The sequence below is a fragment of the Streptomyces katrae genome, assembly GCF_000717655.1.
GTDB lineage: Bacteria > Actinomycetota > Actinomycetes > Streptomycetales > Streptomycetaceae > Streptomyces > Streptomyces katrae_B.
On sequence record NZ_JNZY01000038.1, the window covers coordinates 22108 to 41446 of the forward strand.

Annotated in this window: 18 protein-coding genes; all 18 read left to right on the forward strand. The window is 71.5% G+C overall.

What is annotated here, in order from left to right; all coding sequences use genetic code 11:
- The first annotated feature begins 200 nt into the window (after window positions 1–200).
- Window positions 201–2786, forward strand: coding sequence for an ATP-binding protein (locus tag IF09_RS0132015; RefSeq protein ID WP_030301743.1), 2586 nt, complete (start codon window positions 201–203; stop codon window positions 2784–2786).
- Window positions 2783–3115: a hypothetical protein gene (locus IF09_RS0132020; protein WP_030301746.1), complete on the forward strand. Its 333-nt coding sequence runs from the start codon at window positions 2783–2785 to the stop codon at window positions 3113–3115. Before IF09_RS0132015 ends, IF09_RS0132020 begins: the two co-directional genes overlap by 4 nt.
- Window positions 3112–5568, forward strand: coding sequence for a hypothetical protein (locus IF09_RS0132025; RefSeq protein WP_051833226.1), 2457 nt, complete (start codon window positions 3112–3114; stop codon window positions 5566–5568). The genes IF09_RS0132020 and IF09_RS0132025 overlap by 4 nt, the downstream gene beginning before the upstream one ends.
- Before the next feature lie 11 nt (window positions 5569–5579).
- Window positions 5580–6668, forward strand: a complete 1089-nt coding sequence (locus tag IF09_RS0132030) for an NlpC/P60 family protein (protein WP_030301751.1) — start codon at window positions 5580–5582, stop codon at window positions 6666–6668.
- A 416-nt stretch (window positions 6669–7084) separates the two neighbouring features.
- Window positions 7085–7291, forward strand: coding sequence for a hypothetical protein (locus IF09_RS42435; protein ID WP_051833228.1), 207 nt, complete (start codon window positions 7085–7087; stop codon window positions 7289–7291).
- On the forward strand, window positions 7276–9852 hold the full coding sequence (locus tag IF09_RS0132040; RefSeq protein ID WP_037636574.1) for a hypothetical protein: 2577 nt from the start codon (window positions 7276–7278) through the stop codon (window positions 9850–9852). Before IF09_RS42435 ends, IF09_RS0132040 begins: the two co-directional genes overlap by 16 nt.
- Window positions 9849–10778: a replication-relaxation family protein gene (locus IF09_RS0132045; RefSeq protein ID WP_030301757.1), complete on the forward strand. Its 930-nt coding sequence runs from the start codon at window positions 9849–9851 to the stop codon at window positions 10776–10778. Before IF09_RS0132040 ends, IF09_RS0132045 begins: the two co-directional genes overlap by 4 nt.
- Before the next feature lie 495 nt (window positions 10779–11273).
- The gene (locus IF09_RS43740) at window positions 11274–11867 is read left to right on the forward strand and encodes a hypothetical protein (protein ID WP_037636576.1); all 594 of its coding nucleotides are present in this window, start codon (window positions 11274–11276) and stop codon (window positions 11865–11867) included.
- 620 nt (window positions 11868–12487) lie between these two features.
- Window positions 12488–12733 (forward strand): hypothetical protein, encoded by a 246-nt coding sequence (locus IF09_RS47505; RefSeq protein WP_234321221.1) that lies wholly within the window; start codon window positions 12488–12490, stop codon window positions 12731–12733.
- Between the two features lie 148 nt (window positions 12734–12881).
- Complete coding sequence (locus IF09_RS0132055; protein WP_324606881.1) at window positions 12882–13520, forward strand: SAF domain-containing protein; 639 nt, start codon at window positions 12882–12884, stop codon at window positions 13518–13520.
- Complete coding sequence (locus IF09_RS0132060; protein ID WP_030301768.1) at window positions 13520–14338, forward strand: hypothetical protein; 819 nt, start codon at window positions 13520–13522, stop codon at window positions 14336–14338. The genes IF09_RS0132055 and IF09_RS0132060 overlap by 1 nt, the downstream gene beginning before the upstream one ends.
- A gap of 28 nt (window positions 14339–14366) precedes the next feature.
- The gene (locus IF09_RS0132065; RefSeq protein WP_030301770.1) at window positions 14367–15893 is read left to right on the forward strand and encodes a CpaF family protein; all 1527 of its coding nucleotides are present in this window, start codon (window positions 14367–14369) and stop codon (window positions 15891–15893) included.
- Window positions 15890–16822, forward strand: a complete 933-nt coding sequence (locus IF09_RS0132070) for a type II secretion system F family protein (RefSeq protein WP_037636583.1) — start codon at window positions 15890–15892, stop codon at window positions 16820–16822. Before IF09_RS0132065 ends, IF09_RS0132070 begins: the two co-directional genes overlap by 4 nt.
- Window positions 16819–17706 (forward strand): type II secretion system F family protein, encoded by an 888-nt coding sequence (locus IF09_RS0132075; protein ID WP_030301774.1) that lies wholly within the window; start codon window positions 16819–16821, stop codon window positions 17704–17706. Before IF09_RS0132070 ends, IF09_RS0132075 begins: the two co-directional genes overlap by 4 nt.
- A gap of 26 nt (window positions 17707–17732) precedes the next feature.
- A complete protein-coding gene (locus IF09_RS0132080) occupies window positions 17733–17930 on the forward strand; it encodes a hypothetical protein (protein ID WP_030301777.1) in 198 nt (65 codons plus the stop codon).
- An 85-nt stretch (window positions 17931–18015) separates the two neighbouring features.
- A complete protein-coding gene (locus IF09_RS0132085) occupies window positions 18016–18414 on the forward strand; it encodes a TadE/TadG family type IV pilus assembly protein (protein WP_030301779.1) in 399 nt (132 codons plus the stop codon).
- A 14-nt stretch (window positions 18415–18428) separates the two neighbouring features.
- Window positions 18429–18875 carry a TadE/TadG family type IV pilus assembly protein gene (locus IF09_RS0132090; RefSeq protein WP_030301780.1) on the forward strand — a complete coding sequence of 149 codons (447 nt, stop codon included), beginning with the start codon at window positions 18429–18431 and terminating at the stop codon, window positions 18873–18875.
- A gap of 2 nt (window positions 18876–18877) precedes the next feature.
- Window positions 18878–19324, forward strand: coding sequence for a pilus assembly protein TadG-related protein (locus IF09_RS0132095; protein ID WP_030301783.1), 447 nt, complete (start codon window positions 18878–18880; stop codon window positions 19322–19324).
- The last annotated feature ends 15 nt before the right edge of the window (window positions 19325–19339 follow it).

Sequence of the window (19339 nt, forward strand, 5' to 3'; positions counted from 1 at the left end):
GCAGCCGACCCAGCTGCGCGGGCAGTTCGTCATCGAGGCTGCTCCCGCCCCCGCCACCCTTACCCGGGTTCCGGCCCCGGCGGGGGCAAGGCCGACCGTGCTGGTGGCGGTGGGGGCGCCGGCGAAGGAGAGCGCGGCGGCCGGTTCGGGCCTGGCCCGCCTCTGGCGGATGCGGCCGAGTCCGGGCGGAGGGCGGCGTGATGCTCACTCCTTTCCGGCACATCGCAGGTCAACTGCTGTGGTCGACGTCCGGCACCGTGTGGGCGGTGTGGCGGGTGAGGCCCCTGACCGGCGGCTATCTGCCTGCCCGCGTCCGGCAGGAACTCCTGGGGAAGATCACCTCGCTGGTCCGGTCGATGCCCGCCATGGAGCCGCGGCTGTTCGTCCTCGCCGCGCGCACCGATCCGGGCGAGGTCGCAGAGCGGATGGTCGAAGGACTCAATTGGCAGCGGCTGCCCGCGTGGGCGCAGACCTGCGCGGCCACCGTGGATTTGCTGACCGGCCAGGAGATGCACGAGCGGACGGTGTGGCTCGCCGTTCCTCTGCCCGGCAAGGGCGGTACGACCACGGCGTCCCTCGGAGCGCTGTACGCGGAGATCTCTGGGGCCCTGGGCATCGCGCCCGTACCGGTGCCGCAGGCGGAGGTGCGGGCTGCCCAGGCGGAGGCCGACCGTGTCCAGAGCTCGCTGGGCGGCGGATTGGGCCTGCGGCCGGCGTCCCCTGCCGAGATCGTGTGGATACTCCAGCACGCCCTTTACCGGGGGCTGGAGGAGCCGCTCCTGTCCGACGCCGAGCACAGCCCGCTCTTCGGCAGCCGCATCCACGACGGACAGCTGCGCTCTCCCTCGTACGCGGACCTGGGCCAGGTCCGCCTCGCCGAAGGCGGCCAGGACAAGAAGCCCACCGCGGACGATGAGGGCCGCAAGGCTGGTGGTGCGCGTTCGTGGTGGCGTTCGGTCGCGACGGCGTCGCCGGTGGGCCGCAAGTGGCTGCAGGTCGAAACCGAGGCAGCCGGGACCGGATATCAGGCGCACCTGGTGCTGGCGGAGATTCCGCCGGCGGTGTCGGTGGAGAGCGCGGATGTCCTGGCCCAGCTGGAGGGCCTGCCGTTCCCGGTGGATGTCACCGCTGATCTGCGGGTGGTGCCGGCGAAGAAGGCCCGCGCGCAGGTTCAGCGCAAGAAGCGCGAACTGCTGGACCAGGCCGAGCAGTACGGGGCGCAGCCCACCGGGATGCCGCATTCGCTGCCCGATGCTGCCGGGGATCTGGCCGAACAGGATGCACGGATGGCACGGACCTCGGTCGAGGTCGAGGTCCAGTCGGTGACCGTCCTCACCGTCTGGGGCGCGGACGCGGCGACGTGCGACGCCCGAGCCCGGGAGCTATCCGCGGCCCTGTCGGGGACCGACTACCGGGCTGTCCGACCGATCGGCATGCAGGAGGACCTCTTCGCCCTGAGTCTGCCCGGTACGGTGCGGCCAGCGAAGCTGAGCCAGTTCACCCAGCACCAGCTGTCAGAGGACTGGGCCGCCTGCGGGGCACTGACCCTCTCGAAGGTCGGTGACCCGGCCGGGGTGATGATCGGCCACGACCTCGACAGCGGCACGATCCGCCCCGTCCTGCTGAACCCGGCTGATGCACCTCAGGTCAATGCATCCGCGTCCAGCGCCGCGGTCGGTGAGCTAGGCGGCGGGAAGAGCGTGCTGCAGAAGCTGGTCACCGCGGGGGTGGTGGACCGAGGCGGGCGGGCGATCGTCATCGACCGCACCCCGATCCGGGAATGGGCCAGCTTCGCGCAGTCCGCGATGGGTGAGCGGTGCCAGGTCATCGACGCCGCCCGCGCCCAGCTGTCCATCGACCCGCTGCGGGTATTCGGCGGGCCGGTCGGCGCGCACTACGCCCTGTCGTATCTGACGCTGCAGCTCGGGGTCGGGGCGATGAGCGCCGCAGGCGCCGTGCTGCACCACGCCGTCGAGGAAGTGTCCGGCGCTCCCGAGCCGTCCATGGCGAAGGTCCTGGACGTCCTCGCCGCCCTTGCCGAGAGCTCGGGCACGACACGCGCCGACGCGGCGGCCACCATGGCCGACCTCCTTCGGATCGTGCGGTCAAACCCCCTCGCAGCAATGGTGTTCGACCCAGACCTTCCCCCGGTCACCCTGGAGGGAGATCTGGGCGCGGACATGGTGGTGGTCACCACCGCCGGCCTGACGCTGCCGCCGAAGGAGGCGTTCGCAGACGTCGAGGTGCTGCGCCAGCAGCCCCTCGAGGCACTCATCGGCCGGGCTGTCCTCTACCTGATCGCCGCGATCGCCCGCCAGGCGGCGTTCACCGAGCCCGGACGGTTCTGCCTGGTCGCGCTGGACGAGTGCTACTGGCTCACCTCCTCCGCCGAGGGCTCGGCGCTGGTCCACGAGATCCTCCACGACGGCCGCAAGCACGGCGCCGGCGTGTTCCTCGGCGCGCACGACGTCGAGGAGCTGGGCAAGGATGCCGGGCTGATCGCCTACCGGTTCCTGACCCGCACCACAGACCAAGCCCGCGCGGCCAAGGGCCTGCGTTTCCTGGGCCTGGACGGCGACGACGAAGACCTGATCAGGCTCGTCACCACCGGCCTGTCCCCCGTCGGCCAGGCCGGCCGCGAGGGCGAGATGCTGCTGCGCGATCCCCGCATGCAGGCCGGCCGGATCAAGGTCGTCGTCCCGCCCGTCACCCGGCTGAAGAATTCCATCTTCACCACACCCGGCCGCACGCCGACCGCGGCGGCCCACGGGGGGACCCCTTCATGAACGCTCACCTGCGCCCGCTGCTCGGCGCCGCTCTCGCCCTGCTCCTCCTCACCTGCACTTTCGCCGCATGGGCCAACCCCCGGGAGCAGCCAAATGCGGTGCCCGGCGTTGCGGCAGCGGACACCGAGCCCTGCGACCTGGTCATCGGCCCCGCCCACGACTACTGCACCCGCGGCACAGGCACGGCCGCCGCGGTGACGGGGCCCGCTGCAGCGGCCACCGTCGTCCCCACCGGGATGGACGGGCGTATCGGCCTGATGCTGTTCGCTACTGCCGCGATCGGCGGAGCCGTAGGGCTTGTCCTGGCCTTCGAGCGGCGGGCCCGATGAGGCGGATCCACGTCGACCGCGGCACGCTGCGCGCGGCCGGGTTCGTTGTCCTGCTCACCGTCGTGTTCCTGGCGACGAACACCGCCGTCGCTGCCGCAGCCGACGGGAACGCGACCGACGGCGGCGGGCTGCTCGCCCCCCTCAACATTCCCAGCTCAGAAGGCGTGCCGTTGGAGGGCTACCAGCTCGAGGCCAAGGGCGGGATGCTCGCCAACGTCGTCGGTCAGACCCAGGTCCTTGTGATGGGCGGCCTGTTCACTGTGGTCCGGCTGCTGGTCGGGCTGTGCTGCTGGCTGATCGGCTTCGTATTCGAGTTTCCCCTGCTGCGGCTACTGACAGCTCCCGCGCAGGAGCTCGCCACCGCCTACAACACCCACGTCGTCGACGCCCTCGGCCTCAAAGCCCTTCTGCTCGGTTGGGCATTCGTATTCGGGCTGGTCCTGTTCGTACGCGGCAAGGTGGGGACCGGGCTCGGCGAAATCGCGCTGACCTTGGTGATCGCCGCCCTCGCCGCCAGCGCGTTCATTCGCCCCGACTACCTGCTGGGCCGTGACGGGCCCCTCGATCAGGCCCATCAGGCGGCCGTCGAGGTCGCTCAGATCACCACCAGCAGCTACTTCGGCAAGGCCGCTCCCGCGGGGGATCCGTGTGACCTGGTCGTTGGTCCCGCTCACGACACCTGCAGTAACTCCGATGTCCAGGCCGCTTCCGTGGCCAAACCGATCCAGGACGCACTGACCAGCGCGCTCATCGTCAAGCCGTACATGCTCCTGCAGTACGGCACGGTCCTCGACCCCGCAGACCCCGCCGACAAGGCCGCATACGCGGCGCACCTGGAGTGGGTGTCGGGCGTGACGAAGGACGAGAAGGCCGGGAAGAAGGACGTGTGCCGCAAGGTGCACGGCCCGGCCCGCGCCTACTGCGAGCGAAGGCCCCCCGCAGGCTCCGTCCTGCCGACACCCGACGGCCCCCTGCCGTGGGCGCAGGCCGTCGCCAATCCCGAGTTCGAAAAGCTCCTCACCGATCTGGACAAGGCCGGTGAGCGGGGGAAGTCGGCCGCCGCGTATGCGAAAGAGCCGACCTGGGACCGGGTGGGCGCCGCCGCGGCGCTGCTGGTCGCGGTCTGCATCGTCGCGATGATGGTGGTGTCGATGTCTCTGGTCATGCTGGGCTCCCAGGCCGGGGACGCGGCAGCCGCCGCCGCGGGCGGCATCGCGTGGGTGTGGGCGATGCTGCCCGGCCCGTCCCGCATGTCGGTGTGGCGCTGGTTCGGTGTCTTCATCGTCTCCGTCACGACCGGCTTCGTCACCGCGATGGCACTCCCGCTGTTCGGGATCACCGTGGACGTCGTCTTCTCCCGCAGTGGCCCGGACCTGATGGTCGAGCGCCTGGTCCTCCTGGACGCGATCGCCCTCGCCTTCCTTGCCTTCCACCGCCGGCTGCTCGCCTCGGCCGCGAACTTCGGCCAGCGGATGGCCACCCGGATGCGGTACGCGAAGATCGGTGGCACCCACCTCCCCGGAGACAGCAGCGCACTCGGCGCAGCCCTGGCCATGCACAGCCAGGCAGGCGGTGGGGGCGGTATGAGGGGCGGCGCAACGTCGGTGGCACACGGGGCGTTCAGCGCGCGGCTGCGCTCGCTGGGCAGCCTCGCCGCGATGAGCGACGGCACCGGCATGCCGTTCAACCCGGGCCGGCTCATCGGTGACGCCCTCGCCGAAGGACGCCGCGGCATCGCCCCCGTGGCGATCGCAGTGCGCGGCGCACACGCCGCCCTGATCGGCCCCAAGCCCGGCCGGCACCCGGCCGCGGCATCCCTCCACCGCGCGGCCGCAGGCCGCGGCCCGGCGGCCCCGGCACAGCCCGCGGGCGAGATGAAGGTGGACCAGTGGACCGGCGAGATCCTCCACGACCCCTCCACCGACCGGCCCCTGCTCGGCACCCGCATCCACGCCCGCGCCTCACGGCTGCGCGGCTACCGCATCGCACACCGCACCGCACTGATCGCGTACGGGGCGACGCTCGGCCTGCCGCGGACCCTGCACACCGGGCGGGATAAGGCATCGGAGTTCACCCAGGACGCACATACCCAACTACGGGTCGCGGCCCACCAGGTCCGGGAAGACGGCGCCCGGTGGGAGCCGGCCGTGCGCTCCATACGAGAAGGGCTCAGCCGCACCGGGACATCACCGGCCAGTCCTGCCCGCCCCACGCCGCCTGCGACAGGAAGAGCCGGCCCCGCTTCCCCGCCTGTCGTGTTCACCCCCAACCCGGCCGCTCACCCGCCGGGACCGGGCCGGCAGGTCACCAGCTGGCCGCAGCCCACCCGCACGATGGCTCCCCTGCCAAAGGACAGCCCCCGAGCCCGGGCACAGGCGGACGCTGACCGACTGCGTGCCGTCATCAACGCCCGCCACCCCGGCGCCCGATCCCCCGGCGGTGAAGCTCAGTGAAGAAGCGGAAAATGGGATGCCTGGCCGTGCTGCTACTGGCCGCCGCGGTGTGCTGCACCGGCCCCGCGCTGCTGTCCGCGGCTGCCGGAAGCCAGCCAGCAGCCGGTGGTGGCTCTGTAGACGCTGCCGCGGCGGGAATCCCCGAGCGGATGCTTGCCGCCTACCTCACCGGCGCCGCCCAGCCCGGTAACTGCCCGGGAATGCGCTGGCAGATCCTCGCCGGGATCGCCCGCGTGGAATCCGACCACGCTGCCGGACACCAGATCAGCGCTGGCGGGGACATCAGCCCGCCGATCACCGGCCCCCGCCTGGACGGATCCGGAGCCGGCGGCAACACCACCGCCATCACCGATACCGACGGCGGTGCCTGGGACGGCGACGCCCAGTTCGAGCGGGCAGTCGGACCCTTCCAGTTCCTGCCCGAGACCTTCCGCTCGTACGGAAGGGACGGCAACAGCGACGGCACCGTCTCCCCGCACAACGCGGACGACGCCGCCGCATCTGCCGCCGTCTACCTCTGCGGCAACGGCCGCGACCTCTCCGACCGCCAGCAGCTCCGCGCAGCGATCTACACCTACAACCATTCGCAGGCCTACGTAGACGACGTCCTGGCGGGCATCGACCGCTACGACGCGCTGGGCAGCAAACCGGCCACCCCGACGGGCAACGCCGGCGTCGTCATCGAGGCCGCACTCGCCCAGCAGGGCCTCCCCTACTCCTGGGGCGGCGGCGGACCCGGCGGCCCCAGCACCGGGATCTGCTGCTCCCCCGGCGGCCAGGACGGCCGCACCGTGAACGGGTTCGACTGCTCAGGCCTGACCCAGTACGCCTACGCGAAAGCCGGAATCAGCCTGCCGCGCACGGCAGCGGAGCAGGCCGGCGCCGGGCAGCGGATCCCCGCCTCGGCCGGGTACGGCGCGCTGCAGCCGGGCGATCTGATCTTCTACGGCTACAACCCCGCCTCGGACTCCACCATCCACCACGTCGGGATCTACCTCGGCAACGGCCAGATGATCAACGCGCCCCGGCCCGGCAAGGTCGTACGGATCGATCCCGTCACCGCGATGCCCGACTACGCGGGAGGGGCCAGGCTGCTATGACGTCCTCACCGCGGACAGGCGGCCGCCTGATCGCCGCCGCCGTCGTCCTGGCAACAGCTGGCACCATGCTGCTGTATGCGGGAGCCCGTACCGGTTTGCCCCGGCCCGCCACGGGCGCCTCGGCACCGCGGGCGGCAACGGTGGTCCAAGCCATAAGCCCGCAGCCGGCCATGACGTCTGCCTCACCGCAGGCTTCAGTCACCCCCGTACTCCCGACCGCGCCGGCAGCCTCACCGAGCAGGTCTGGGCCGGAGGGGCTGGCAGCCCGGACGAGGAACACACCGGGGGAGCTCCCGCCTCCCGGATCCGGTCCAGAAGCCGATCCGCTCATCCAGCAAGCCCTGGACCGCGCCAGCCGCCCGGACCTCCCGCCCGACGACGAGCGCGCACTGCTCGAGGCAGGGCGTGCCGCATGGATGACGGAGACCGCCGGATACACGCAGGTGCGGATCCAGGCCGCCATCGCCCGCCGCGACACCAGCCTCGAGGCAACCGGCAGCCAAGTGCGCGCGGTGGTGCGGCTGGTGTGGGCCGGAGGCGACCCGGCCGGGACCCACCTCGACGGACGCCCCGCCATTCTCTTCTACACACAGGACGGAAACGGATCATGGAAGCGCACATGACGGCCGCCGGCATCGTCCACGCCGCCGCCTCGCTGCTTGAGGCCCTGGGAGCGGTGGCTCACTGGGCCGTGGCCAATTCCTGGTGGCTGGCCCTGCTCGGTGCGGCCACCTGGGCTGGCTGGGAGTACCTGCAGCGGCGGCTGGCCGCCGAGGCGCTGTCACGCCGCACGCACCTGGAGCTGGTCCCGACGGCGGCGTTCGAGGCGGACAGTGAGCAGATCTGGCGGCAGGGGATGCAGCTGGTGCGGGCGGCCGGGTCGGGGCCGTGGTGGACGCCGCGCCGGGCCCGGTCGGTGCGGGTGCGGCTACGCGCCGACGGTGAGCGTGCGCTGGCCTACCGGATCGAGGCCCCCGCCAGCGCGCACGCACTGCTGGCCCGGACCCCGTACGGGCCGCGTGTCGAGGTCCAGGAGGTCGCTCCGGTCGCGGACAAGCACCGGCCTCACGTCGTGCGGGCGGTGCTGACCCTGCACGGTGAGCCGGGATCGCGCCTGCGGGAGGTCCCCCTGGACCCCGACCCTCTGCAGCCGCTGCTGGACGCCGTGGGTGATCTGCGGGCGCAGTACGGCGACCTCGCCGAGGTGTGCGTCGACCTCTCCCCCGCACCGCGCTGGCACCTCGCCGTACGCCGTGCGCAGGCCATGCAGCGCGACCGCGCGCAGGCCCGCCGTGAAGCGCAGCGCGATGCACGGTGGTTGACCCGCGAGAGCGACGACAGCTTTCCGGCCGTCGTGGGCCGACGGTTGGACCCGTCAGCGTGGCAGGGCCGGTCGCGGGGGCGGATGGTGATGTCGCCGCAGCCGCGCCGTAGGGGCCGGGAGAAAGTCCTGGGCAAACTCGCCCACCGTCCCGGGCTGGTGCGGGTGCAGATCCTGGTGCGGTGCGCGTCGAACGAGGCCGGGCGCGCGCAGGCCCGGTTGGCCCGCATCAGTGCCGCGATGGACGTCTACGCCGGGCCCTCGCGACTGACGTCGCTTGGCTGGTCGCTGGGACCACTGCGGTTCGGCCCGGACCGGCGGCCCTGGCGCGGCCGGTTCGACGAGCAGTGGACGCGCGCAGTGATGCGGCCCGCCCGCGGCGGATGGGCGCACATCCAGGAACTCGCTGGATTCCTCAAGCCGGTGACGGCCGTGGCGCGGGTGGCGCTGATGGAGAGCGACATGCCGACGTACGTGATGGGGGCGGATCTGCTGCCTCAGGGCTGGTACCGGGGGCCGGACGGGCGGGAGCGGCTGCTGGCCACGCACGAGGACGACACGTTGTTCGAGGTCCAGTCGGGCAAGGCGGGATGGGGCAAGACCACCCGTGCCCAGGTCCACGCCGTCGCCAGCGCCCATAACGGCCGTGGGCTGGCGTTCGTGGACCCGCACGGCGACAGCTTCGCCGACGTCGCCCGCTACCTCGCCCACGAGGACCTCATCGACCGCGTCGCGCTCGTCGATCTGACCGTCCGCAAGGACACCGACATGCTTGGCTGCTGGAACCTGCTGGACATGAGCCAGCATCGCCCGCCGCACGAGGTGTGCGCGGCGGTCGTCGAGGCGTTCGCGGGAGCCCTGGGGTGGGGGGACGTCACCGCACCACGTGCACTGACCATCCTGACCAAAGCCGTTGAGGCCCTGGTGGCCGTCAATGCCCGCGCCGCCGCCGCGAAGAAGCCTGCGCAGCAGGCCACCATCTTCCAGATCAGCGCGCTCCTCACCGACACCCTGTTCCGGCAGGCCGCCGTGGCAGCCCTGGACCACGAGGCACGCAGGTGGTGGACGGACAGCTTCCCCGATCTTCCCCGCGAGAGCCTGCTGACCGTCCTCAACCCCCTGGAGCGGCTGGGGGCCTCCCCGGTCGTCCGAGGCTTCCTGGGATGCCCCGTCAGCGGATACGACATCCGCCAGGCAATGGACGACGCCATGGTGCTGTGGATCTGCCCGCCCGGCACCGGGCCCACCGACCGGCTGCTCATCTCCCTGATCGTCCACGACTTCCTGCGGGCCGGCCTCTCCCGCCGCGACCTTCCCGAGAAGGCACGGTGGCCGTTCCGTTTCTACCTGGACGAACTGATCAGCCTGGACCACGGATCATCCACGGTGCTGGCGGAGATCACCGAGCAGCTGCGCAAATTTGCGTGCCGTCTGCACGGGATGACCCAGCTTCTGCACCGGCTCAGCCCCGCCACCCGCGCTGCCCTCATGCAGAACGCGTCCTGCCTGTCCACCACGGCCGGATCGGTCGAGGCCATTGCCCAGATCACCGACCAGTGGCCTGGCACCGTCACCCCCGCCGACATCGCCGCGCTGCCCCGCTGGCAGCACTACGCATCCTTCACCGTGGCCGGCAAACGGATAGGCCCCCTCCCCGTCCGAGGCCCCGCGCTGGCCGAGGTCTTCGACGGACTTGCCCGGCCCGGCCAAGTCAAAGCCCTGCACAAGGCCGCGCACACCCACACCGGCGCCCGGCCCCTGGCCGAACGGACCACGACCGCGCTCGCCCAGGAAGCACAGGTCCTGGCCTTCCTCGCCCCCGACACCATTGCCGACGGCAAGAGCGGAGAGCAGTACGCATGACCACCACCGCCGATGACGCAGCAGCCCCGGGTCACGGGGACTTCCAGCCCGCGAGCGGCGACAGCCAGGCCCACCAGGCCCTCGCGCTGATCGCCCAGCACCGACTGCTGACCACCACCCAGCTCCACCAGATGGTCGCCCCGCACCTGCCGCCCCGCAAGATCCACAAGGTGCTCGTGCCGCTACGCGAGGACGGGCTGATCACCCACGCCACGCTCCCCGGCCGCCTGCAGGCCCACTTCCTCACCCCCGCCGGACACCAGACCGTCGCCGAATGGCCCGAGCTCCGCGGACGCAACCCCACCCCCATCCACTCCCCGGCCGCAGCCCTCCTGCGCGCCGGCCACATCCTGACCGGGGCCCGAGCCCACATCGCCTTCCTCACCGACGCACGCACCCGCGGCGACGAATACCAGGCGCTGGACTGGGTCCCCGAGATCACCCACCGCCTCCCCGACACCGCAGGCGAGGACCGGCTCATCGCAGACGCCGTCTTCCACTACACAGCAACCAGCCCCCGCCGGCTCCAGTACCGGGCATTCGTGGAAATCGACCGGGCCACGATGAGCAGCGAGCGCCTGGCCCGCAAACTCATCACCTACGCCCGCTTCCACGACTACACCCCCCAGCCCACCGGCCGCCGCGGCACCATCGGGGACCAGGCCGCCATGCTCGTCTGGCAGCGCGTCTATCCCCGCTTCCCCCGGATCCTGTTCATCCTCACCGGCGCCTCCCGCACCACCCTGACCAACCGGATCGCCGACCTGCGCAGCATGGCCAGCGACCACGAGCTCGTCGCCCGCATGGGCACCCGCGTCCCCCTCGGCGCCGCCGTTCTCGAGGACCTCGAAGCTTTCGGGCCCCAGGCCCCGGTATGGACACCCCTCACCGGCGGCAGCGAGCCCTGCGGCTGGACCGAACTGTGACCCGCCACCGGCGCCCGCCGGCCTCTCTCCCGCCGGGCACCGACGAACCGTCGTTCCGATCTCCGCAGTGCCGCCCGGACGGGTGAGGCCGGAGCCGGTGAACTCCTCACCCGCCCCGACCGTGACCCTGAAAGCCGGATCCGGTGAGAAAAGCGGTGAGCAGCGGCCGGAAGCATTACCACCAGCAAAGAATCAGCCAGAAGAAAGAGTTCCGGCCACCCCGGGGCGCCGACCCGCCAACCACCCCTCCCTGCCAACCTCCGGAGCGATTCCCGCACCTCACAGCCCTGCGGTCATATGCCGAAGCGGCAATCCAGGGCAAAAGTGTCGTTCGCTCAACTGCACCCCAAGAACCCCATAGAACCTGGGGCGTTGACATCGTAGGGTGCCCTGTACCAACGCCGGACCACAGCACCCCAAAACGTTGCACCAGCGATTTCGCCGCCCTGGAGAACGACACCACCCACCCATCCGACGAGCCCCGGGGGTCCCTCGGTGACACCAGCACGACAGCACCACACCCGAACCACCCGGCTGCTCGCGGCCGCGGCCGCCACCGCGGCCCTCGCCGCACTTGCCACCAGCTGCACCAGCAGCGCGAAGGACGACAAGGCACGGGCGACCGCGAGCCCCAGCCCGAGCGCCTCCCCCACCGCGTCCACCGACCCCCAGGCAGCAGAGAAAGCCAAGGTCCTCGCCGCCTACGACGGCTTTTGGGCCGAGTCGGTAAAGGCATACGAGAAGGGAACCGACAAGGACACACGGCTGGTTGATTTCGCTGCTGGCAGTGCGCTTGACGAGACTCTGACCGATCTTGCCAACATGCTGGAGGCCGGTGTCGCCAAACAGGGAAGCCCGGGCCACCGTCCCGAGACGACAACTCTGAGCCTGTCCGCTGAGCGACCGACAGCCACGGTGTCCGACTGCCTCGACCTCTCCAGTTGGCACACAACCGACCGCAGCACAGGCACCGTGCGGCCCTATCCGTCCAACCAGCCATTGCGCTACATCGCCGTAGCGCAAGTTGAGCAACATGCCGGCCGATGGATGGTCGTGAAGATCACGCCGAACGGCGACAGAACGTGCTGAGGCACGCATCCGTACCGCTCGGGCTGTCCTTACTCGCTGCGTTGTCCCTCGCCACAGCAGGTCCAGCCCATGCGGATGGCGGTGTCTGTAAAGGGGCAGACAAGTGGGTCACCGTCTGCGTCAAGCAACCCGGGACTGAACCAGGCGGCGGAGAAGGGGCAGGCTCACGCCCCCCTGAACCCGGCCGGGGTACGGGAGAAAGTCGCTGGCGATGCACCCGCACGCTCAAAGACCCTCAACCGCCAGCAGGCAGCCCGGACTGGGAAGGGCACGCACCTGGAGACGGTGCGGTCTATCGCCAGCAATGCGAGTGGCTCAGCGATGACCCCGACAAGACTTTCGTGGTCACGACCGTCTGGGCGGCCAGCCCAGATGAGGTCACTGTCGATCCGGAGGTGCTGGCTAGGCAAGCGGTGGACAGCATGCTCCTCGCCGGCCCGGCGATCGTGAGTCCGCGGCCCGAGGGGCGGTACACAGTTGGTGTGCCGATGTGGCTGTGGGCGAGCCAGAGTCCCACCACGTGGGGGCCCAATACGGCGTCTGCGTCGGCGGGCGGGGTCACGGTGACGGCGACTGCGAGGGTGTCGTCGGTCGTGTGGGCGATGGGTGACGGGTCCAGCGTGACCTGCAAGGGCCCAGGTACCCCGTACACGGCGGGCCGCGGGATGTCGCCGTCGCCGGACTGCGGGCATCTGTACCGGACCACGTCGGCCGGGCAGCCAGGCGGCGTCTACAAGGGCACGGCAACGTCCACGTGGAGCGTGGACTGGGCGGTGACCGGCGGCGGCCGCACCGGCCAGCTGACCGAGGTCCGCCAGTCGCCGTTCACCGTGTCGGTGGGCGAGGTACAGGTGGTCGGCCAGTAACGGCCCGGCTTCTCCCCATTGCTTCTCTCTTCTCTGCTCTTGTCTTCTGGAGGCACAGCACGTGAGCACGTCCACCCAGCCTTCGGCACCCCGCACGGCACGGCCCGGGCCTGCCGGTCCGCCGGCCGCTCCGGCCGCTGCTCCCCGCGTGGTGCGCCAGCGGCGCCGCCGCCCCGGTCTGATCGCCCTGTCCGTCGCGCTGATCGCAGCCGGGGGGCTGTCGGGGGCATTGCTGTTCACGGCGTCGGGGCAGCGCTCCAGTGTGCTGGTCGTGGCCCGGGATGTGCCGGTGGGCAATGCGATCACGGAGGCGGACCTCGCTTCGGCTTCACTCGCCCTGGACCCTGCGGTCAAAGCGGTCCCCGCCGCGAAGAAGGCCGGCATGGTCGGGCAGCGTGCGGCCGTGGCCCTGAAGTCGGGCTCGCTGCTCTCCCCCGGCCAGGTCACCTCCGCCTCCCTGGTCAAAGCAGGCGAACAGCTGGTGGGGGTGGCGCTGAAGCCGTCGCAGCTTCCGGCGTCGCGGCTGTCGCCAGGCCAGAAGGTCTTGATCGTCTCGACACCTGATCCGGCTCAGGCCGGTGCGGCAGCAGGTGCCGGCAAGCCGGCTGATTCGCCGGCGCCGCAGACGCTCGCGGCGACGGTGGTGGCGGTGGGTGTGGCTGCGCCTGCGACGGGGGTTGTGGTGGTGGACGTGGCGGTGCCCGCGACGAGCGGGCCGACGCTGGCGGCGCGGGTGGCGACCGGGGCGGTCGCGCTGATCGTGGCCGCGCAGGACGGGAGCAGCTGATGACGGTCATTGCTTTGGCGGGCGGGCTGGGCGCGCCGGGGGTGACCACGGCGGCGATGGCGCTCCTGATGACGTGGCCGATGCCGCAGGAGCACCGGGTGGTGCTGGCCGAGGCCGACCCGGACGGCGGGGCGATCCTGCCCGGCGCGCTGCAGGGCACCTTGGACAACTCCCACGGGCTGCGCAACCTTGCGGTGGCCACGCGGCAGGGGCAGTTGAGTGAGGCGTTCTGGCGGCAGCTGGTGGACGTCACCGACGCCGGGAGCCGTGACCGGCTGGTCCTGCCCGGGCTGTACGACCCGGCGCACGCGTCGGCGATGGAACCGGTGTGGCGGCCGCTGGCCGCTCTGTTCACGGGGATCGAGGCTCACGGGCACGACGTGATCGTGGACCTCGGCCGTCGTGGGGCGTTCGGCCCGTCGGCGGTGCTGGCGCAGAGCGCGGACGTGGTCCTGGTGGTGGCACGCAGCACGCTGCGCTCGCTGCAGAGCGCCCAGGTGCGCCTGGAGGCGCTACGCGAGTCGCTCGGCGGGACCACCGAGCTGGGCATTCTGCTGATGGACGAGGGCCCGTTCTCGAAGGAGGAGGTCCGCAAGCACCTGGGGGTCGGGGTCACGGCGGTGCTGCCCTGGCGGCCCAAGGAGGCCGCGGTGCTGTCAGACGGGGCCGAGCAGCCACGCCGTTTCGAGTCCGGGGAGCTGATGCGCTCAGCCCGGTCGGCCGCCGTGCGGATCCAGGAGCTTGTGGCTGTGCGCCGTACACGCCTGGCCCCGCCCGCCGGGCCGGGTGGCGGACGGGTGGTGACCGGTGCGCGCTAACCCCCTGCACAACAACCCCAACCCCCAGATGCCCGCCGGCTCGCTCCAGGCCCGGCTGGCCGGCCCCCGCGCCGTCCCCGGGGCCCCCGTCTCAAATGGGCGCCCTGGCGCCCAGCCGGTGAATCCGCGGGGGTCGCTGCCCGCCACGGCCACGCCCGCTCCCGCGGCGGTGTCTGTGCCGGTCCTCGATTACGGGGCGGTCCGTCTGATCAAGAAGGAGGTCGGGGAACGGCTGACCGAGCTGCTGCGGGCCCGGCCGGGCATGAGTGTGGCCGCGCAGGAGCAGCAGGGCCGTCATCTGATCAATGGGCAGGTGGCGGTGTGGTCGGATGCCGAGGCCATCAAGCGTGGCGTTGCGACGTCTGCGGCCGAGGACGCAGCCATCGCGCAGGCGGTCTTCGACCTGCAGTTCCGGGCTGGGCGTCTGCAGCAGCACCTGGACAACACGCTGGTGGAGAACATCTTCATCAACGGGTTCGCGGATGTGTGGCTGGACTTCACCGACGGGCGCCGTGTGCGGGTGGCGCCGGTCGCGGACTCCGACGAGGAGCTGCGCGAGCTGCTGCGGGATCTGGCTCGGCGCACCACCGGCCAGGCCGAGCGCAGTCTCTCGACCGCGGATCCGTTTCTGGCGCTGCGGCTCGCGGACGGGTCGCGTCTGCAGGCGGTCATCGACGTCACGCCGGGCACGTATGTGACGATCCGCCGGCACAGCATGCGCCATGCGGACCTGCCTGAACTGGTCGGCCGCGGCATGCTCGACACGACCCTTGAGCAGTTCCTGCGGGCGTGTGTGCGCGCGGAGAAGAACGTGATGATCGTGGGCGGTCAGGCGGCGGGCAAGACGACGCTGCTGCGGGCCCTGCTCAAAGAGATCGATCCGGACGAGCGGTTCGCGACGCTGGAGACGGAGTACGAGCTGTTCGCCCACGAGAACGGCCATCACCGGCAGGTGGTGCCGATGGAGGCCCGTGAGTCCAACGGCGAGGTGGTCGCGGGGCAGGCTGCCGGTGAGATCACGCTGATGGACCTGATGTACCGGGCGCTGCGCATGACGCTGACGCGGATCGTGGTCGGTGAGGTCCGTGGCCCGGAGATCGTCGCGATGCTGCAGGCGATGACGAACGGTGCGGGCGGCAACCTGTGCACCCTGCACGCCATCCACCCGAGTGTGGTCTTCGACCGGATCGCCGAGCTCTACCTGCTGGCCCAGGCCAACATGTCGGAGTCGCTCGCCTACCGGCAGGCCGCCAACGGGCTCCACTTCATCGTGTTCGTCTCCTCCGTGGACGAGACGAAGATCGGCGGCCACCGCCACCGGTTCATCTCCCACGTCCTGGAAGTCACCGGCATCGGCGAAGGCGGACGCCCCGAGACGAACACCATCTTCGGCCCGCGCCCCGAATGGGGCGAGCACCGCGCCGTCCCGCTCATGCACCCCCGCTGCATTCCCGATCTGCGCCGCGCCGGATTCGACGCCGCCCTGCTGAACGACCCGTCCGGGGCGTGGGGCGCGCCGCTGCCGCTGCTGGTAACCGAGGGGGCGGCGCTGTGAGCGTGCTGCTGTGGGTGCTGGCCGGCCTCGCCGTCGCGGGCGGGCTGGTCGGCCTGGTCGCCGGGATCGCCGGAACCACCGCGCCCAAGGGGCCCGGTGCCGCGGCCCGGCTTCGGGCCGGGCGGCATCTGGCCAGCCGGGATGAGCAGATGGCCCGCCGTACCCGCCTGACCGGCGGAGCATTGGCCGGGGTGCTGCTGTGGCTGATCAGTGGGGTGTTCATCGCCGGGGTGATGGTGTTCCTCGCGGTCATCGGGGTGCCGTGGCTGCTTTCGCCGACAAGGTCAGCCACCGCCCGGATCGCCAAGCTGGAAGCCCTCGGCGACTGGACCCAGCGCCTGGCCAACGTTCTGCGGCTGGGCCGCGGGCTGGACGAGGCGTTGCAGGTCTCCCGCCGGGGCTGTCCCGAGGACATCACGGGTGAGGTGGCCGACCTGGTGGACCGGCTGCAGGTCGGATGGCGGCCGGTGGACGCCCTGCGGGAGTTCGGCGACGCGCTGAACGATGTGACCGCGGACAAGGTGGTGGCCGCTCTCGTGCTGTCGGCTGCCGACCGGGGGCCCGGTCTGGCGCAGGCGCTGGAGGACCTCGCGGAGTCCGTCCACGAGGAAGTCGCCCGGCGCCGGGCGATCGAGGCCGACCGTGCCAAGCCGCGTACCACGATGCGGTGGATGACGATCATCACCCTCGGCGTGATCGGATGCGGGTTCCTCATTCCCTCCTACACCGCCCCCTACGGCACCCTGCTCGGGCAGCTCGTGCTGGCCGTCGTGCTGGCCGGGTTCGTCGGAGTCCTCGCGCTGATGCGGCAGATCGCCGACATCAAGCCCGTCCCCCGCTTCCTGATCGCCGACCCCCGCAGCGCCGTCACCCCCACCCCCACAGGCGGGGACAACGCCGAGGAGCCCACCGTGGAGGTGAGCGCATGATGCCCGTCGCAGCGATCCTGTCCGGCGCGGCCATCGGAGCCGGCGGCGCCCTGCTCATCCGTGAAGTCCTGCGGCCCACACCCGCCCTTGGGCCCGCGCTGCGCCGCCTCAACCAGCCCGCACCCGCCGCCACCCCGGACGGCGAGGCCAGGCCGGACCGGGACGAGCAGTGGGGGCAGTGGCTGCTGGAACGCCTGGCCGACGTCCCCGGCGTCCGGATCCCCTATAAGGACCTCTCTCTGACCGGGTCCACGCCCGCACGGTTCGTCCTGACCAAGGTGGCGCTGGCCGGTGCCGGACTGCTGCTGCCGCCGCTGTCCACGGTGCCGCTGCTGCTCCTCGGTCTGCCTCTGTACCTGCCAGCGATCGTCGGGCTGCTCGCCGCCGTCGTGCTGTGGTTCGCGCCCGCCCTCGCGCTGCGGGACAAGGCCAAGCGGGCGCGGGCGGAGTTCGCGCACGCCATGGCCGCCTACCTCGACCTGGTCGCCCTGCGCCGAGCCGGGAACGTGTCGGCCGAACAGGCCATGGAGCAGGCCGCAACAGTGGGGCAGGGGTGGGCGTTCCAGCGGATCCAGGCGGCGCTGGCGCAGTCGAGGGTGGACAAGGTGGCGCACTGGGAGTCCCTGGCCCGCCTGACCGCCGAGCTGGACCTGCCGGTCATGGACGACCTCGCAGCCATCATGCGGCAGTCCGCCGACGACGGCGCCTCCGTCTACACCACTCTGCGCTCGCGCGCCCGCAACCTGCGCACCGAACTCCTCGCCCAGCAGGCCGCGGACGCCAACAGCGACAGCGAGAAGATGACCGCCCCCGGCGCGCTGCTCGCCGTCCTGGTCATGCTCCTGATCGCCTTCCCGGCCATCATCCGCATGCTCACCACCTGACCCGACCCGACAGAGGGAGTCACACCATGAAGACGCTCGTCCGCCTGAACGTCGCCCTGCGCTCGCACTGGGAGAAGGTCCAGGCGCATGCCTCCGAGGACCGGGGCGACATCTCCATCACGACCATCATCATCTGGGTCGCCGCCGTCGCCGGAGCCCTCGCCATCGCCGGGACCATCGGCATCGTCGTCACCAAGTACAACGGCAAGCTGTCCGGCATCTAGCAGCAGTGCAAAGGGGGGAGAGGGGGACGCAGTGACGCGTACGGCGCGGGGACGGCCGGTCCGCAGCAGGCGGTCCGGAAGCCGGCTGACGGCACTCCGGCGGCGGCTGGCCGGGGACCGGGGTGAGGCGTCGATCCAGATGGCGATCATCTTCCCGTTCGTCCTCCTGGTGACCGTCGCGGTAGTCCAGGCCGCAATGTGGGTCCACGCCCGCAGCATCGCGCTGACCGCTGCCCGCGAAGGCGTCGCCGCCGCCCGCGTCTACCAGGCCCCCGACGGCGCAGGCGCAGCCCGCGCCCAAGAGACCCTCGGACGGATCGCGGGCGACAGCCTCACCGCCACCGCCGTCACCACCTCCGGGAGCTCCGCAACCAACGTGCGGGTCACGGTCACCGGCAGCGCCCCGTCCCTCATCCCCGGAATGGGCGGACTGTCCGTGTCGCAGTCGGCCGGCGCGCCACGCGAAAGGTGGACTACGCCGTGAAATCCACCCGAATCATGACGTGGCTACGGCGGCGCACCGCGGGGGGTGACCGGGGCAGCGAGACGATCGCGGCCGCGATCGTCACCCCACTGCTGCTCATGCTGCTGTGCCTGGCCATCGCGGGCGGGCGGATCGTCACCGCCGGCGCGAAAATCGACGCCGCCGCCGAGGACGCGGCCCGTGCCGCGTCCATCTCCCGCACCTACAGCAGCGCGCATGCCGAAGCCTCGGCCGCGGCAGCCCGTTCCCTTAACGACCAGGGCATCCACTGCGCCTCAACCAGCACCAGCGTGGACGCCTCCGGGCTCGCCGTACCGGTCGGACAGGTCGGCACCGTCACCGTGACCATCTCGTGCACTGTCACCATGAGCGACCTACTGCTGCCGGGCGCTCCGGGATCCAAGACGATGACCAGTCGGTTTACTTCCGTGGTGGACGCCTTCCGATCCCGGGAGGGCTGACCATGGAGCACCTGCGTACCTGGTGGCACAGCCGACTGCACGAGGACCGGGGTGGGATCGCCATCTACACGGCGATCGTCACCGTGGCCCTGTTGGCGATCATCGGGCTGGCCATCGACGGCGGCGGCAAGCTCCGCGCCACCGAGCGCGCCGACGCTGTGGCGATGGAGGCGGCTAGGGCGGCCGGGCAGGCCATTGACCCTGAGGCTGCCGTTACCGGGGCCGCGGTCCGTGTCGATCCCGCAGCCGCCCAGGCGGCCGCGCAGGCCTACCTCGCCCGCGCCGGCACCCAGGGCAGCGCCGCCCTCTCCGCCGACGGCACCCAGCTGACCGTCACCGTCCATGACACCTACCCGACCAAGTTCCTGGCCCTCATCGGCCTCGGATCGATGGACGTCACCGGGCACGGCTCCGCCCACCTGCTGTACGGCACCACCCAGCCCCAATAGCCCACCGTTCGACGC

What these genes read in the sequence shown, in the direction of transcription:
- IF09_RS0132015 (WP_030301743.1), top strand. Translation starts at nt 201, where the DNA reads ATGCTCACTCCTTTCCGGCACATCGCAGGTCAACTGCTGTGGTCGACG.
- IF09_RS0132020 (WP_030301746.1), top strand. Translation starts at nt 2,783, where the DNA reads ATGAACGCTCACCTGCGCCCGCTGCTCGGCGCCGCTCTCGCCCTGCTC.
- IF09_RS0132025 (WP_051833226.1), top strand. Translation starts at nt 3,112, where the DNA reads ATGAGGCGGATCCACGTCGACCGCGGCACGCTGCGCGCGGCCGGGTTC.
- IF09_RS0132030 (WP_030301751.1), top strand. Translation starts at nt 5,580, where the DNA reads ATGGGATGCCTGGCCGTGCTGCTACTGGCCGCCGCGGTGTGCTGCACC.
- IF09_RS42435 (WP_051833228.1), top strand. Translation starts at nt 7,085, where the DNA reads ATGACGGAGACCGCCGGATACACGCAGGTGCGGATCCAGGCCGCCATC.
- IF09_RS0132040 (WP_037636574.1), top strand. Translation starts at nt 7,276, where the DNA reads ATGGAAGCGCACATGACGGCCGCCGGCATCGTCCACGCCGCCGCCTCG.
- IF09_RS0132045 (WP_030301757.1), top strand. Translation starts at nt 9,849, where the DNA reads ATGACCACCACCGCCGATGACGCAGCAGCCCCGGGTCACGGGGACTTC.
- IF09_RS0132060 (WP_030301768.1), top strand. Translation starts at nt 13,520, where the DNA reads ATGACGGTCATTGCTTTGGCGGGCGGGCTGGGCGCGCCGGGGGTGACC.
- IF09_RS0132065 (WP_030301770.1), top strand. Translation starts at nt 14,367, where the DNA reads ATGCCCGCCGGCTCGCTCCAGGCCCGGCTGGCCGGCCCCCGCGCCGTC.
- IF09_RS0132075 (WP_030301774.1), top strand. Translation starts at nt 16,819, where the DNA reads ATGATGCCCGTCGCAGCGATCCTGTCCGGCGCGGCCATCGGAGCCGGC.
- IF09_RS0132080 (WP_030301777.1), top strand. Translation starts at nt 17,733, where the DNA reads ATGAAGACGCTCGTCCGCCTGAACGTCGCCCTGCGCTCGCACTGGGAG.
- IF09_RS0132090 (WP_030301780.1), top strand. Translation starts at nt 18,429, where the DNA reads ATGACGTGGCTACGGCGGCGCACCGCGGGGGGTGACCGGGGCAGCGAG.
- IF09_RS0132095 (WP_030301783.1), top strand. Translation starts at nt 18,878, where the DNA reads ATGGAGCACCTGCGTACCTGGTGGCACAGCCGACTGCACGAGGACCGG.